At 71.2% G+C, this 14,903-nt stretch carries 13 protein-coding genes; 7 read left to right on the top strand and 6 right to left on the bottom strand.

Going from position 1 to position 14,903, the window contains the following annotated elements:
• The first annotated feature begins 53 nt into the window (after window positions 1–53).
• The gene (dddP, locus tag K3554_RS12020) at window positions 54–1,394 is read left to right on the top strand and encodes a dimethylsulfonioproprionate lyase DddP (protein ID WP_259940574.1); all 1,341 of its coding nucleotides are present in this window, start codon (window positions 54–56) and stop codon (window positions 1,392–1,394) included.
• Window positions 1,395–1,552: 158 nt separating this feature from the next.
• Here dddP and msrB read toward each other — a convergent pair whose 3' ends face one another.
• On the bottom strand, window positions 1,553–1,954 hold the full coding sequence (msrB, locus tag K3554_RS12015) for a peptide-methionine (R)-S-oxide reductase MsrB (protein ID WP_259940572.1): 402 nt from the start codon (window positions 1,952–1,954) through the stop codon (window positions 1,553–1,555).
• Between the two features lie 62 nt (window positions 1,955–2,016).
• Between msrB and K3554_RS12010 the strand changes: the two genes are divergently transcribed.
• On the top strand, window positions 2,017–2,694 hold the full coding sequence (locus K3554_RS12010; protein WP_259940570.1) for a GNAT family N-acetyltransferase: 678 nt from the start codon (window positions 2,017–2,019) through the stop codon (window positions 2,692–2,694).
• A gap of 10 nt (window positions 2,695–2,704) precedes the next feature.
• Window positions 2,705–4,516: an ABC-F family ATP-binding cassette domain-containing protein gene (locus K3554_RS12005; RefSeq protein ID WP_259940568.1), complete on the top strand. Its 1,812-nt coding sequence runs from the start codon at window positions 2,705–2,707 to the stop codon at window positions 4,514–4,516.
• Window positions 4,517–4,610: 94 nt separating this feature from the next.
• On the opposite strand, the gene K3554_RS12000 is transcribed toward K3554_RS12005, so the two are convergent.
• The 4 genes from K3554_RS12000 to parE form a co-directional block, all read right to left on the bottom strand.
• Window positions 4,611–5,363, bottom strand: coding sequence for a hypothetical protein (locus K3554_RS12000; RefSeq protein ID WP_259940567.1), 753 nt, complete (start codon window positions 5,361–5,363; stop codon window positions 4,611–4,613).
• A gap of 704 nt (window positions 5,364–6,067) precedes the next feature.
• The gene (locus tag K3554_RS11995) at window positions 6,068–6,835 is read right to left on the bottom strand and encodes a DUF1194 domain-containing protein (RefSeq protein WP_259940566.1); all 768 of its coding nucleotides are present in this window, start codon (window positions 6,833–6,835) and stop codon (window positions 6,068–6,070) included.
• Window positions 6,836–6,930: 95 nt separating this feature from the next.
• Window positions 6,931–7,722, bottom strand: coding sequence for a hypothetical protein (locus tag K3554_RS11990; RefSeq protein ID WP_259940565.1), 792 nt, complete (start codon window positions 7,720–7,722; stop codon window positions 6,931–6,933).
• A 3-nt stretch (window positions 7,723–7,725) separates the two neighbouring features.
• Window positions 7,726–9,678 (bottom strand): DNA topoisomerase IV subunit B, encoded by a 1,953-nt coding sequence (gene parE, locus K3554_RS11985; RefSeq protein WP_259940564.1) that lies wholly within the window; start codon window positions 9,676–9,678, stop codon window positions 7,726–7,728.
• 155 nt (window positions 9,679–9,833) lie between these two features.
• On the opposite strand from parE, the gene galE reads away from it, so the two are divergent.
• Window positions 9,834–10,856, top strand: coding sequence for a UDP-glucose 4-epimerase GalE (gene galE, locus K3554_RS11980; protein ID WP_259940561.1), 1,023 nt, complete (start codon window positions 9,834–9,836; stop codon window positions 10,854–10,856).
• A 65-nt stretch (window positions 10,857–10,921) separates the two neighbouring features.
• Window positions 10,922–11,515 carry a 2-hydroxychromene-2-carboxylate isomerase gene (locus K3554_RS11975; protein WP_259940558.1) on the top strand — a complete coding sequence of 198 codons (594 nt, stop codon included), beginning with the start codon at window positions 10,922–10,924 and terminating at the stop codon, window positions 11,513–11,515.
• A gap of 90 nt (window positions 11,516–11,605) precedes the next feature.
• On the opposite strand, the gene tkt is transcribed toward K3554_RS11975, so the two are convergent.
• Window positions 11,606–13,633: a transketolase gene (tkt, locus tag K3554_RS11970; RefSeq protein ID WP_259940555.1), complete on the bottom strand. Its 2,028-nt coding sequence runs from the start codon at window positions 13,631–13,633 to the stop codon at window positions 11,606–11,608.
• 123 nt (window positions 13,634–13,756) lie between these two features.
• On the opposite strand from tkt, the gene K3554_RS11965 reads away from it, so the two are divergent.
• Window positions 13,757–14,293, top strand: a complete 537-nt coding sequence (locus K3554_RS11965; protein ID WP_259940553.1) for a hypothetical protein — start codon at window positions 13,757–13,759, stop codon at window positions 14,291–14,293.
• On the top strand, window positions 14,286–14,699 hold the full coding sequence (locus K3554_RS11960; RefSeq protein WP_259940550.1) for a cell division protein ZapA: 414 nt from the start codon (window positions 14,286–14,288) through the stop codon (window positions 14,697–14,699). The genes K3554_RS11965 and K3554_RS11960 overlap by 8 nt, the downstream gene beginning before the upstream one ends.
• The last annotated feature ends 204 nt before the right edge of the window (window positions 14,700–14,903 follow it).

Raw genomic sequence — 14,903 nt, 5'->3', positions numbered from 1 at the left:
TCCGGGCGAGACGTGGCGCGGCGATGCCGCGACGCTGCCCCCGGGAGGCACCCATGAAGGACCACCACGCGGACCGCCGCAAGATCGACCCCTCGCGCGGGCCGCGCCTCGGGGACGGCTCGCCGAACCTGAACGACCGGATGGAGATCGGCCCGACGCCGCTGGCCTTTCGCGAATGGGAGGCGGCGGGCCTCGCGCTGCCCGACCTGAATGCGATGCGCCGCTTCCGGCTCGACCGCCTCGTCGCCCACGTGGTCGCGCGCGACTACGGCGGGGTGCTGATGTTCGACCCCCTGAACATCCGCTACGCGACCGACTCCACCAACATGCAGCTCTGGAACGCCCACAACCCGTTCCGCGCCGTGCTCGTCTGCGCCGACGGCTACATGGTGATCTGGGACTACCGGCAGGCGATGTTCCTGTCGTCGTTCAACCCCCTCGTGCGCGAGGCGCGTTCGGGCGCGGACCTGTTCTACTTCGACCGCGGCGACCGGCTGCCCGAGGCCGCCGCCCGCTTCGCCGGCGAGGTCGTGGACCTGCTGCGCGAGCACGGCGGCGGCAACCTCGCGCTCGGCTGCGACAAGCCCATGCTTCACGGCCTGCGCGCGCTCGAGGCGGCGGGCTGCACCGTGCTGCCGGGCGAGGAGCTGACCGAGAAGGCCCGCAGCGTGAAGGGCCCCGACGAGATCCGCGCCATGCGTTGCGCCATCCACGCCTGCGAGACGGCCTGCGCGGCGATGGAAGCCTTCGCCCGCGACGCCATCCCCCGCGGCGGCGTGACCGAGAACGACGTCTGGGCGGTGCTCCACGCCGAGAACGTGCGCCGGGGCGGCGAGTGGATCGAAACGCGGCTGCTCACGTCCGGCCCACGCACCAACCCCTGGTTCCAGGAATGCGGCCCGCGCGAGATCGCCGAGAACGAGATCCTCGCCTTCGACACCGACCTCGTCGGCCCCTACGGCATGTGCTGCGACATCTCGCGCACGTGGTGGATCGGGAACCACGCGCCGCCCCGTGCGGACATGATCGACGCCATGCGCCACGCCCACGAACACATTCTACACAACATGGAGCTGATCCGCCCCAACATCACCGTCCCCGAGCTTACCGCCGGCGCCCACCGGCTGCGCCCCGAGTTCCAGGCGCTGAAGTACGGCTGCCTCATGCACGGCGTCGGTCTGTGCGACGAGTGGCCCCTCGTGGCCTACCCGGACTCCGCCGTGGAAGGTGCCTTCGACTACGCGCTCGAGCCGGGCATGACGCTCTGCGTCGAGGCGCTGGTGGGGGAAGAGGGCGGCGATTTCTCGATCAAGCTGGAGGATCAGGTGCTCGTGACCGAGGACGGGTACGAGAACCTCACGCGCTACCCGTTCGATCCGCGGCTGATGGGGTGAGCGCCGTCCACACGCCCCGGCCTTGCGCCGGGGCCCGTGGGTTGAGTTGGCGACACTCGAACGGGCGGAGCGGACCGGTCCCGAAGAGCGCACCGCCGAACCGGCCCACGTACCTCCCCGAGGCCCCGGTTCGGGGGCCGGGGCGAGCCCTCGGGCCTTCAGCCCTCGGGCTCGAACTCCAGCGCCACCCCATTGATGCAGTAGCGCAGGCCCGTGGGCTTCGGCCCGTCCGGGAACACGTGGCCCAGATGGCCTTCGCAGCGCGCGCAGTGCACCTCGGTGCGCTTCATGAACCACGAGTTGTCCTCGCTCTCGTCCACCCGCTCGCCGTCCGTGCCGTCGACGGGCTGGTAGAACGAGGGCCAGCCCGTGCCGCTGTCGAACTTGTGCGCCTGCGCGAAGAGCGGGGCGCCGCAACCCTTGCAGACGTAGGTGCCCGGGCCCTTCGGGAAATCCTCGTGGGTGCCCGCGCGCTCGGTGCCATGCTTTCGCAGCACCTTGTAGGCTTCCGCCCCGAGCTGCTCGCGCCATTCCTCGTCCGACTTGACGACCTTGTCCATGCGCCCTCCTTCGGCAGTATGAGGGGAATGTATGACCGGGGCGCCGCCCCGCAAGGTGAGCGATGGACTTGAGCTTCGGCCAGTGGCGCGTGCGCCTGCGTCCCGACGGGCCGGCGCTGGCCTCCGCGCACGCCCTGCGCGCCGCCATGTTCCGAGGCGGGCGGCCCGACCGCGATCGCTTCGACGCGGGGGCCGAGCACCTGACGATCCACGCCGGCGACCGCCTCGCCGCCTGCGCGCGCCTGATGCCGCAGGACCGCGCGGGCATGCTGCTCGGCTATGCGGCCGAACGCTACGACCTGCGTCCCCTCGTGCCCGCTCACGCGCGCGCGGTGGAGCTGGGACGCGTGTGCCTCGCCTTGCCGGACCCAGAGCTGCCCCGCGTCCTCTTGGCTGCCTTAGGTCGCGTCGTGGCCGCGCGGCGCGCGACGCTCCTCTACGGTTGCGCTTCGTTCGGACCGTCGGAGCGCGCCGCGCTCGGGCGCATGCGCCCCCACGTGGCCCGCACCGGACCGGGCCGGGCGTCGCCCGACGCGGTGCCACTGCCCCTCTCCGGCACCGGCACGCTACCCCCGCTCCTGCGCCTCTACCTCGCCTTCGGGGCCACCGTCTCGGACCATGCGGTCCAAGATCCCGACCTCGGCACGGTCCACGTCCTTGCCATGCTCGACCGCGCCGCCATCCCGCCCGCCCGCCTGCGCTCCTTGCGCGCGCTTGCCCCGGAGGGCGTCCCCGGCTAGGGCCGCGGCCATGGCCCGTGCCCCTCTCCTGCAGCTTTCCGACATCGCCCTGACCTTCGGCGGCGCCCCCGTGTTCGCGGACCTCGACCTCGTGGTGCAACCCGGCGACCGGGTCGCGCTGGTGGGGCGCAACGGCTCGGGAAAATCCACGCTGATGAAGGTGATGGCCGGGCTGGTGGAGCCCGACCGCGGCCGCCGCGTCACCGCGCAGGGCGTGCGCGTGGGCTACATGGAGCAGGAGCCGACGATGGAGGGCTTCGCCACCTTGGGCGACTACGCCATCGAGACCCTCGGCCCGGCCGAGGCCTGGCGCGTGGAGGCCGCCGCCGAGGGGCTGAAGCTGCGCCTCGACGCCGACCCCGCCCGCGCCTCGGGCGGCGAGCGCCGCCGCGCCGCTCTGGCCCGCCTGCTGGCGGAGGCGCCCGAGCTGATGCTGCTCGACGAGCCCACCAACCACCTCGACATCGAGGCCATCGGCTGGCTCGAGGAGGAGCTGCGCGCCGCCCGCGCCGCCTTCGTGCTCATCTCTCACGACCGCGCCTTCCTGCGCGCGCTCACGCGGGCCACGCTCTGGATCGACCGGGGCGCGGTGCGGCGTCAGGAGAAGGGGTTCGACGCCTTCGAGACCTGGCGCGACAAGGTGTGGGAGGAGGAGGACGCCGCCGCCCACAAGCTGAACCGCAAGATCGCCGCCGCGGCCAAGTGGGCGGTGGAGGGCATCTCGGCCCGCCGCACGCGCAACCAGGGCCGGGTGCGCGAGCTGGCCAAGCTGCGGGAGACGCGGGACAATTCGATCCGCCGGCAGGGCGCGGCGGCGATGGAACTGGAGGCAGCGCCCGGTGCAGGCAAGCGCGTGATCGAGGCGCGGAACATCGCGAAGGCGTATGCCGGCGAGCCCATCGTCGAGGGCTTCGACCTGCGCGTGATGCGCGGCGACCGAGTGGCGTTCGTGGGGCCGAACGGCGCGGGAAAGACCACGCTCGTCAAGCTGTTGACGGGCGAAGTTGAACCGGACGAGGGGTCCGTGAAGCACGGTACTAACCTCGAGGTCGCCGTGTTCGACCAGGCCCGCGCCCGGCTCGACCCCGAGGCGACGCTGTGGGACTCGCTCACGCTCGACCCACAGCTCGGCGTCTCGGGCGCCTCTGACCAGGTCATGGTGCGCGGCAGCCCGCAGCATGTGGCGGGCTACCTGAAGGACTTCCTGTTCGATGAGCGTCGCCTCAAGGCGCCGGTCAAGTCGTTGAGCGGCGGAGAAAAAGCTCGGCTCCTGCTGGCCCGGATCATGGCCCTGCCGAGCAACCTGCTGGTCCTCGACGAGCCGACCAACGACCTCGACGTGGAGACGCTGGACCTTCTGCAGGAGGTGCTCGACGGGTTCGACGGGACGGTGCTGCTGGTCAGCCACGACCGCGACTTCATCGACCGCATCGCCCACCGCACCGTGGCGCCGGTGGGCGGGGGGCGCTGGGGGGTGTTTGCGGGGGGGTGGACGGACCTGCAGGCGCAGCGATCGATCGCTCCGCCGGAACCGGAGAAATCGAAGCCGAAACAGACCGTTGCGGAGCGAACTTCACCTGCTCCGAAGGCCGCCGCGCTCTCCTTCACGGAGTCTCACCGACTGGAGGAGCTTCCGGGTGTGATCACGCGGTTGGAGGCGGAGATTGCCAAGCTGAACGACCTCCTCGCGGACGCCGATCTCTACGCGCGGGAGCCGGCGAAGTTCGCGAAGGCGACCGAGATGCTGGGCGAGCGGCAGGCGGCGCTGGAGGCGGCCGAGGGTGAGTGGCTGGCGCTTGCGGAGCGGGCCGAGGCGGGCTGAATCGGGGGGGCGCCCCCCGTGCACCCCGCGTACACCCCGCGTGCATACGCGGAGGCACCCCGGCCGCGGCCCGGTAACGGAATCTCAACACCCCTCAGCTACAGATTCCGCCGAGCTCCCGGCCGTAGGGAACGGAGACGCGGCGCGGGAAGGTCTCGGGACGGGCGGCGGGCATGACCTGGCGGAGGAGGGCGTGGAGACGGGAGGTTCGGGCACCGGAGGGGTCGAGGGTCGCGCAGCAGAGGTATTCTTCGACCAGCGAGGCCTGCGCCTCGAAGCCGTAGTCGAGAAAGCGCGGCATGCCCTCCTCGAAGAGGTAGGGGTCGTCCACGGTCGCCTGCTCCAGAAAGGCGCGAGCAGGGTGGTAGCCGGTGAGGCGGCGGTTCTGCCACTGCCAGACATGGGTCATCTCGTGGACGAAGAACATGGCGAGGGGCAGGGGCAGCGCGCCGGTGTCGTCCTCGGCGGCGTAGTCGGGCAGGGCAAGGTCGGGCGACACGAAGAGCCGCTGGAATAGCACGATCCCTGCGGTCCTCGCGGTGATGCGCGGGCGCGGGTCGAGCGGGGCGATGCGCTCGCGGCAGGTGGTGCGGGGACGCGCGTCGTAGGTGATCGGGAAGGCGTCGATCCCGGGGGTGCGGTGGATGCGGACGGGCGCCGGGTTGAAGGTCGGGCCGTGGAGAGGTGCGAGCAGGGCCACCTCGGCCCCGGTAAGCGGGCGGGCGCAGGCGGCCAGCAGCGCGAGAAGCGCCAGCGGTGCGGCCCGACATGCGGGGCGTAGCGTGGAGCCGGCCACGGCTAGGATGGTGCGGAGGTGGCGGCGCAGGGGGCGGAGGTCGCGGAGCATGGGGCACACCTAGCGCCCCGCGCGCGCGGGGTCAGGGGGCGGCGAACGAGCGGGCCACCGTTCGTGCCGCTCAGGCTCGGGTTGCAGCGATGCCGGCGTTTCGGTCGCCGCGACTTGGATCGGCCACTGGCAAGGCCCTGAAGGAGGAGGGTCGATCGTGCTGCCGGCGCCCCGGTCACCATGAACTTTGGCCGTGACGCGTCTCGGTCCGGCTGCCACGAGAGCTTCGGTGCGCGTCGTAGCCGCCAATATGCGGGCGGGATCGGGGTTCGGTTCGGTTCTCGCAACCCTCCTGCCGTTACCCTCAGGGTCGTGAAGTTAGGATGGCGCCCAGTGGGGCGGAGGCGGGACGTGCTTGGCGGGTGAGACGGGGGTGATCCGTGTCAGCGTCGGGAGGGAGGGTCTGTCGGAATGCTGTCCGGGAGGACGGTGCGCCGCCGTCGGTCGCGCGATCATATACTCCGACGTCCATGGCGGATGGCATGTCTCGGTTGGCGGGGGAGCGACCTGCGATCGCCCGTACCGGCGGGGAGGACGGCTCGGTGCGGTTCCCGGTTGAACAAAGTGTTTCGACAGGGGCGGGCGCGGAGGGTGGCGCGCCGGATCGCCGGGCGGGCGACCTCGCATGGCCGGGGCGGAGCCGGAGGGTTGCTGGCGATGCTCGCGGGTCCAGTTGCGGGACGCGAACGGCGCGCGCAGGCGCTTCAGCGGGCGGCGGCGTGGCGGCGGGGGAGGGTTCCGGCGATCTCGAGGATGAGCTTGCGCTTCACGGCGTCGGCGAAGTCGGCGCGGGTGGCGGCCTCGACCACGAAGGCGCCGTCGCCGCCGATGATGCGCCGCTCGTAGATGCCGCGCAGGTCGGGGCGGCGGGACTCGGCGGTCACGGCGAGCGCGTTGATGGTGATGCCCGAGGCGACCACGGCGTCGCGGGCCTCCTCGATTGGGGGGCCGTAGGTGTTGCCGTCGGTATCGCCCGAGAAGTCGATCACGCGGCGCCAGCCGTCGATGTCGTTCGTCTCGATCAGCGTCTGTCCGAACAGCAGCGCCGAGCCGATGGCGTTGCGCCCCGACGCGCCGCGCGGGGGGCCGACGAGGGCGGCGGCGAAGCCCTCGGCCTGCGCGGCGGTGGCGATGCGGGTCCAGGGGACGACGACGCCCTGGTCGGTGGCCCATTCCACGTAGGTGACGGCGATGGAGCCGTAGGCGGTGTCCGAGATGGCGGCGAGCACGGCCGGGTCCGTGATGGCCTCGGCGTAGGAGAGGCGCTGGAAGAGCAGCTCGGACTGGCTGATGGACCCGGAGGCGTCGGCGAGGAGGACCAGTTCGAGGTCGGTGTCCTGAGCGGCGGCGGGGGCTCCGAGCGCCAGGAAAACGATCCAGTGGATCGTTTTCAGCGAGGAGCGGGCGAAGCCCCGGGAGGCGAGCGCGAGAGCCGTGAGGGCGGCAGCGGCGAGGCGGCGAAGGGGGCGCATCGGGGGGAGGTAGGGCGTGGGGTGGGGCGGGGTAGGGTTTCACCCTGCCGTTGTGGGCGGTGGGGTGCGGGTGGGTGGTGGGGTGGAACCCCATCCTACCTTGATGGCTTGGAATTCATCCAATCAAACAAGCGAGTTTGGAGTTCTTGGTAGTCGGTGCGAATCGCCGGCGAATATATGTCTTTTGGTCTAAGAAGGATGCCACGATCCAAGGGATACATAGAACCCGGAACGCGTCTTGCCCAAATAATCCGCTTGAGGGCTCGCATCAAAGTCTTTCCCACGACATCATTTTGAGGCTCATTCACTGCGTATCTGAAAGAGCCGACGCAAATATCGCAAATGCTCGTCAAGTGGGAACATCCATCGGTTGTCGATGCGATCATGTCAATATTCGCCAACCGATGCCCTCTCTTCGCGTGCTCCAACCTCATTTGAAACGAATTTTTCAGATAGCGATTTGGTCGGGCAATCGGCAAAGTGTCGAAAAATGCAAGGCCTCTACTATCGCCTTGCTCTTCCAAAAACTGTTGAAATTTTATAAGAAGCGCATCAGCGCCCCATGTTACAAGCTCTTCGCTCGTCCGAGTGCGGGCGAGCGCGTGAAGAACGGCATATCCTATAAATTGAACAGCTTCTTTCGCGACTAAGCTTAGCACCATTTGCTTGGCTTCGAGAAATCTTTCCCGCGATACTTGCTTTGGTCTATCGTTCGGAGAAAACTTGAGAGAATCTCCAGGAAGAAAACCATACTTCGATCGAATATGCTCGATGCCCAGCGTCAAGCTAGAAACTTTATCTACGGGAACGATAATTCCGCCGTAGATAAAGAATTTTGTTGGGTCGGTTTGCTGATGAACAGCTTCGTCTGCGACTAAAAAGTACACCTGCTACACATCCAACTCCCCCGCAAACCGCGCGTTCTCCGAGATATACTCGAAGCGCAGCTCCGGTTTCTTGCCCATCAGCCGCTCCACCAGGTCGCCCGTCTCGCCCGGGGCGTCCTCGTCGACCGTGACGCGGATCAGCTTGCGGGAGGCCGGGTCCATCGTGGTCTCCTTGAGGTCCTTGGCGTCCATCTCGCCGAGGCCCTTGAAGCGGGAGACGTCGATCTTGCCCTTGCCGCCGAGGCCCCGCGCCATCCACGCGTCGCGCTCGGCCTCGTCGAGGCAGTAGACGCGGCGGGCGCCTTGGGTCAGCCGGAACAGGGGCGGGCAGGCGAGGTAGAGGTGGCCCGCGTCGATCATGGGGCGCATCTGGGTGAAGAAGAACGTCATCAGCAGCGAGGCGATGTGGGCGCCGTCGACGTCGGCGTCGGTCATGATGACGATCTTGTCGTAGCGCAGGTCGGAGAGGTCGAAGCGCGTTCCCAGTCCGACGCCGAGGGCTTGGGCGAGGTCGTTGATCTCGGCGTTCTGGCCGAGCTTCGCGGAGGCGGCGCCGAGCACGTTGAGGATCTTGCCGCGCAGGGGCAGGAGGGCCTGGGTCTTGCGGTCGCGGGCCATCTTGGCGGAGCCGCCGGCCGAGTCGCCCTCGACGATGAAGAGCTCGGTGCCGTCGCGGGTGGCGGCGGTGCAGTCCACCAGCTTGCCGGGGAGGCGCAGCTTCTTGGTGGCGGACTTGCGGGCGGTCTCCTTCTCCTGGCGGCGGCGCAGGCGCTCCTCGGCGCGCAGGACCAGGAAGTCGAGGATGGCGCCGGCACTCTTGGTGTCCTGGCCGAGCCAGGTGTCGAAGCGGTCGCGCACCGCCTGCTCCACGAGGCGCGCGGCCTCGGTGGTGGCGAGGCGGTCCTTGGTCTGGCCGACGAACTCGGGCTCGGCGATGAAGCAGGAGACGAGGGCGCAGCCGCCGGCGCCGAGGTCCTCGCGGGTGATCTGGGCGGCCTTGCGGTTGTTGGCGAGCTCGCCGTAGGCCTTGATGCCCTTGAGGACGGCGGCCCAGAAGCCGCTCTCGTGGGTGCCGCCCTCGGGGGTGGGCACGGTGTTGCAGTAGCTCTGGATGAAGCCGTCGCGGGACGGGGTCCAGTTGACCGCCCACTCGACCTTGCCGGGCACGCCGAAGCGTTCCTGGAAGTCGACGGTGCCGGCGAAGGGCTGTTCGGCGTAGGTGGCGGCGGTGCCGAGGGTCTCGGCGAGGTAGTCGGCGAGGCCGCCGGGGAAGTGGAAGCGCGCCTCGGTCGGGGTCTCGCCGTCGTCGATGGCGGACTTCCAGCGGATCTCGACGCCCGAGAAGAGGTAGGCCTTGGAGCGGATCGAGCGGAACAGGCGCGCGGGCTTCAGGCGGTGGGTCCCGAAGATCTCGGGGTCGGCGTGGAAGGTCACGGTGGTGCCGCGGCGGTTCGGGGCGGCGCCGACCTTCTCGACGGGGCCCAGCGGGATGCCGCGCGAGAAGCGCTGCTCGTGCAGCTCGCGGTCGCGGGCGACCTGCACGACCATGGAATCCGACAGCGCGTTGACCACAGAGGCGCCGACGCCGTGGAGGCCGCCCGAGGTCTGGTAGGCCTTGCCCGAGAACTTGCCGCCCGCGTGGAGCGTGCAGAGGATCACCTCGAGCGCGGACTTGTCGGGAAACTTGGGGTGCGGATCGACGGGGATGCCGCGGCCGTTGTCGCGGATGGTGATCGAGCCGTCGGCGTTCAGCTCCACCTCGATGCGGTTGGCGTGGCCGGCCACGGCCTCGTCCATGGAGTTGTCGAGCACCTCGGCCACCATGTGGTGCAGCGCCCGCTCGTCGGTGCCGCCGATGTACATGCCGGGGCGCTTGCGGACGGGCTCCAGCCCCTCGAGCACCTCGATGGACGACGCGTCGTAGGCCTGCGCGGCGGGGGCGAAGTCTTCGGGCATGGGGGGCATCCGTCTGCTCTGTCTCGTTTTGTTCCACATAGGGCACCGGGGCCGATTCCGGAAGCCGGGCGTGCAAGTGGGCCGCGGGGCGGCGCGGCGGGGCAACAGGCGCGGGACGTCTTTCGCGCCGCATCCGGGCGCGGTAGGGCGGGGCCATGGCATGCATTCTCCTGACCGGCGGTGCCGGGTACATCGGCTCGCACACCTTCGTGGCGCTCGCGGAGGCGGGGCACGACGTGGTGATCCTGGACGACTTTTCGAACAGCGATCCGGGCGTCGTGGCGCGCATGGGCCGCGTGGCGGGGCGCGAGCCGACCGTGGTGCGCGGCTCGGTGCTCGACGAGGCGCTGCTGGGGCGGGTGTTCGCGGAGCACCGCATCGACGGGATCATCCACTTCGCGGCCCTCAAGGCCGTGGGCGAGAGCGTGGAGCGCCCCCTCGATTACTTCTCCACCAACATCGGCGGGCTGATGACGCTGATGCGGGCGGCGCGGGCGGCGGGGGTGTGGCGGCTGGTGTTCTCGTCGACTGCCACGGTGTACGGCGATCCCGGCGACCGGGCGGTGCCCGAGACGGCGCCGCGCTCGCACACCAACCCTTACGCGTTCACCAAGCTCACCTGCGAGCAGATGCTGGAGCAGGCCGCCGCCGCCGAGCCGTGGTGCGTGGGCGTGCTGCGCTACTTCAACCCGGTGGGCGCGCACCCGTCGGGGCTGATCGGCGAGGACCCGCGGGGCCTTCCGAACAACCTGATGCCCTACGTGGCCAAGGTCGCCATCGGCGCGCTGCCGGAGCTGCAGGTGTTCGGCGACGACTACGCCACGCCCGACGGCACGGGGATGCGGGACTACGTGCACGTGGTGGACCTGGCGCGGGCGCACGTGGCGTCGGTGGAGGCGCTGCTGGACGGGCGGGCGCACACGCTGAACATCGGCACGGGGCGGGCCAACTCGGTGCTGGAGCTGGTGGAAGCCTATGGCCGCGCCGCGGGGCGCGCGCTGCCCTACCGGGTGGTGGGCCGCCGCGCGGGCGACGTGGCGATCACCTACGCGGACCCGTCGCGGGCGCGGGCGGAGCTGGGCTTCGAGGCGACGCTCGACCTCGACGCCATGTGCCGCGACTCGTGGCGCTGGATGCGGGCGCAGGCGAGCGGGTTCCGGTTGAACGACCCGGAGTAGGGCCGGACGTCGGTCGTGCGGCGCGGCGGGATTCGCGCTATCCTCGGGCGCGGGAGGACCGGCGCATGGACCTGTGGATCTCGATCGGCAGCACCTACACCTACCTGACGGCGATGCGGGCGGCAGCGCTGGCGAACGCCGAGGGGGTGCGCTTCCGCTGGCGGCCCTTCGACACCCGGCACGTGATGACGCTGCAGGGCAACCTGCCGTTCAAGGACAAGCCCGCCAAGACCGCCTACATGTGGCGCGACATCGAGCGGCGGGCGGGCCGATACGGCCTCGCGCCGCGCCTGCCCGCCGCCTATCCGGTGGCCGACCTCCCGCGTGCGAACCGCGTAGCGCTGGTGGGCGTGGACGAGGGCTGGGTCGCGGACTACGCCCGCGCCGCCTACCGCCTCTGGTTCCACGACCATCTGCCCGTGGGCGAGGAGCCGAACCTCTCGCGCGCCGTGGCCGAGGCCGGGGGCGATCCGGCGGCGGCGCTCGCGGCGGCCGATGGGGACGCGATGGGCGCCCGTCTGATGGCGGAGACCGAGGAGGCGATGCGCCTCGGCGTGTTCGGCACGCCAACGGTGTTCGTGGACGGCGAGATGTTCTGGGGCGACGACCGCCTCGAGGACGCGATCGAGTGGTCGCGGAAGGGGCGCCTCGGGGACTGAACGCGCCGAGCTCCCCCCCTCATCTTGCCATCAATACCTCGGGGGAGCGCCCGGAGGGCGCGGGGGCAGAGCCCCCACCACCCGAACGGATCAGAGCAGCGCCCGGACCCGGCGCGCCACCTCCTCGGCGGTGATGCCGAAGTGCTCGAACAGCTCGGGCGCCGGGGCCGAGGCGCCGAAGCCCTCCATGCCCACGAAGTCCGCCTTGTTGGCGCGCCCGCGCTCGCCGCAGAGCCAGCGGTCCCAGCCCATGCGGGCGGCGGCCTCGACGCCCACGCGCACGGCGCCCGCGGGCAGCACCTTCTTGCGGATGCGCTCCTCCTGGGCCTCGAACAGCTCCCAGCAGGGCATGGAGACGACGCGCGTGCCGATGCCGTCCTCCTGCAGCAGGTCGCGGGCGGCGAGCGCCACCTGCACCTCGGAGCCGGTGGCGAGGATGATCGCCATGCGCTTGTCGGTCGCCTCGGCCAGCACGTAGGCGCCCTGGGCGACCATGTTCTTGTTGGTGTGCTCGCGGCGCAGCGTCGGCACGCCCTGGCGAGTGAGCGACAGCACCGAGGGGGTGCGCTGCGAGGTGAGCGCCAGCTCCCACGCCTCGGCGGTCTCCACGGTGTCGCAGGGGCGGAACACGTTCATGTTCGGCGTGGCGCGCAGCATGGCGAGGTGCTCGACGGGCTGGTGGGTGGGGCCGTCCTCGCCGAGGCCGATGGAGTCGTGGGTCATCACGAAGGTGGTGGGCGCGCCCATGAGGGCGGCGAGGCGCATGGCGGGGCGGGCGTAGTCCGAGAAGGTCATGAACGTGCCGCCGTAGGCGCGCACGCCGCCGTGGAGCGTCATGCCGTTCAGGGCCGCGGCCATGCCGTGCTCGCGGATGCCGAAGTAGACGTAGCGGCCCTTGCGGTCGTCGGGCGAGAACACCCCCATGTCCTCGGTCAGGGTGTTGTTGGAGCCGGTGAGGTCGGCCGAGCCGCCCATGGTCTCGGGCATGATCGGGTTCACGACCTCGAGCACCATCTCCGAGGACTTGCGGGTGGCGACCTTGGGGGCGCTCTCGGCGACCTGGCGCTTGAGCGCCTTGATGGTGGCCGACAGGCGCCGCGGGGCCTCGCCCTTCAGGGTGCGCTCGAACTCGGCGCGGCGGGACTGGGACAGCTCGGCGAGGCGGGTCTCCCACTCGGCGCGCTCCTGGGCGCCGCGCGAGCCGATCTCCTCCCATTCGCGCTTGAGGTCGGCGGGGATCTCGAAGGGCGCGCCCTCCCAGCCGTAGGCGCGCTTGGTGGCGGCGATCAGCTCCGGGTCGGTGAGGGCGCCGTGGCCCTTGGCGGTGTCCTGCGCCGAGGAGCCGATGGCGATGTGGGTGCGGCAGGCGATCATGGTCGGCTTCTTGCCGGTCTTGGCCTTCTCCATCGCCGCGTCGATCTCGGCGGGGTCGTGGCCGTCGCATTCCAGCACCTGCCAGCCGCAGGCCTTGAAGCGGGCGCGCTGGTCGGTGACGTCCGAGAGCGAGACCTCGCCGTCGATGGTGATGCGGTTGTCGTCGAAGAGGACCACGAGGCGGGAGAGTTCCAGCTTGCCGGCGAGCGCGATGGCCTCGTGGCTGATGCCCTCCATCAGGCAGCCGTCGCCGGCGGTGACCCAGGTGCGGTGGTCGACGACCTTGCGGCCGTAGCGGGCGCGCAGGCGCTCCTCGGCGATGGCCATGCCCACGGCGGTGGCGAGGCCCTGGCCGAGCGGGCCGGTGGTGGTCTCGATCCCCGGCGCGTGGCCGTATTCGGGGTGGCCGGCGGTGGGGGCGCCGAGCTGGCGGAAGTTGCGCAGATCGTCCAGCGAGGTGCCCGGCGTGCCGGTGAGGTAGAGCAGCGCGTAGAGCAGCATGGAGCCGTGGCCGTTCGAGAGCACGAAGCGGTCGCGGTCGGGCCAGTCGGGGCGGGCGGCGTCGAACTTGAGGTGCCGCTCCCACAGCACGGTGGCCACGTCGGCCATGCCCATGGGGGCGCCGGAGTGGCCCGAGTTGGCGGCGGCCACGGCGTCGAGGGCGAGCGTGCGGATCGCCGCGGCGCGGCGCCAGTGCGCGGGGTTGGCGGCGCGCAGGGCGTCGAGATCGGGCGTGTCGCTCATGGCGGTGTCCTCCGGGCCGGGTCGGGCGGGCTTGGGCAAGGTCGGGCCGGTGCTTGGCAAGGATCGGGCGCCTGCGCAAGGCGCGGGGCGCCGGCGTTGACCTTCCGGGGCCTTTGGGGTCCCTTGCGCCGCAACGAGGGGCAGGAGTTGCACATGGCGGACGAGGCGGATCTGGAACGCGAGGCGGCGCGGCTCGAGCGGGCGCTCGCGGCGCTGGAGGCGGCGACGCGCCCGCCCGCGGAGGATCTCGGGTCGGCGCTCGCCGAGGCGCGCGGGGCGGCGGACGCGGCGCGCTCCGAGGCCGACGCGGCGCGGTCCGAGGCGGAGACCGCCCGCGCGGCGCAGGCCGAGGCCGAGGCGGCGCGGGGCGAGGCGGAGGCCGCGCGCGAGGCGGCCGAGGCGCGGCTGCGCGAGCTGGAGGCGCGGGCGCCCGAGTCCGCGGCCGAGCCCGCCGATCCCGAGGAGACGGCGCGGATGCGCGCGGCGATCGAGGCGCTGACGGCCTCGGCGCAGCAGCTGCGCGAGCAGCAGGGTGGGGCGGCGGACGCGAGCCTGCGCGCCGAGCTGGACGCGCTGCGCGCGGCGCGGGCGATGGACCTGGCCGAGATGCGCGCGATCCTGAGCGAGCTGGAGCCGATGATGGAGGCGCGCAGTGCCTGAGCTGACCGTGACCGTGGGCGGCAAGCCCTTCACCGTGGCCTGCGAGGAGGGGCAGGAGCCGTTCCTGCGCGCGGCCGCCGACATGCTGGACCGCGAGGCGCAGTCGCTGCTGGGCACCGGCGCGCGGCTGACGACGGACCGGATGCTGCTGATGGCCGGGCTGATGCTGGCCGACCGCGCCGGCAGCGCCGACGAGGAGCTGCGGGCGATGGACCGCCGGCTCGCGCAGCAGACCAAGCTGCTCGACGAGATGCAGGAGCGCGCCGAGGCGCCGCGGCCCGCGCCGGAGCGGGTCGAGGTGACGCGGGAGGTGCCCGTGGAGGTGCCGGTGGTGCCGGATGCGGCGGTGAGCCGGCTGCGGGCGCTGGCGGAGCGGGCCGAGGCGGTGGCGGCGAAGGCGGGGTAGCGCCACGCCACGCCCCGGCCTTGCGCCGGGGCCCGTGGGCGCCGGTGGCGTCTCGCTTCGGGGCGTCGCGCGAGTCGGGGGCCGAGGCTCCGGATCGGGTCCGGGGCGTGCCGTTTGCCGGGCGGGGCGCTCCGCTTCGTTACGTTCCGCGATCTGCTGGCAGAGGCCCCGGCGCAAGGCCGGGGCGTTCTGTAGTTAGGGGTG

The organism is Jannaschia sp. W003 (assembly GCF_025144335.1).
GTDB lineage: Bacteria > Pseudomonadota > Alphaproteobacteria > Rhodobacterales > Rhodobacteraceae > Jannaschia.
Note: the sequence above shows the minus strand (reverse complement) of the source record. Positions and strands in the feature narration are given on the sequence as shown.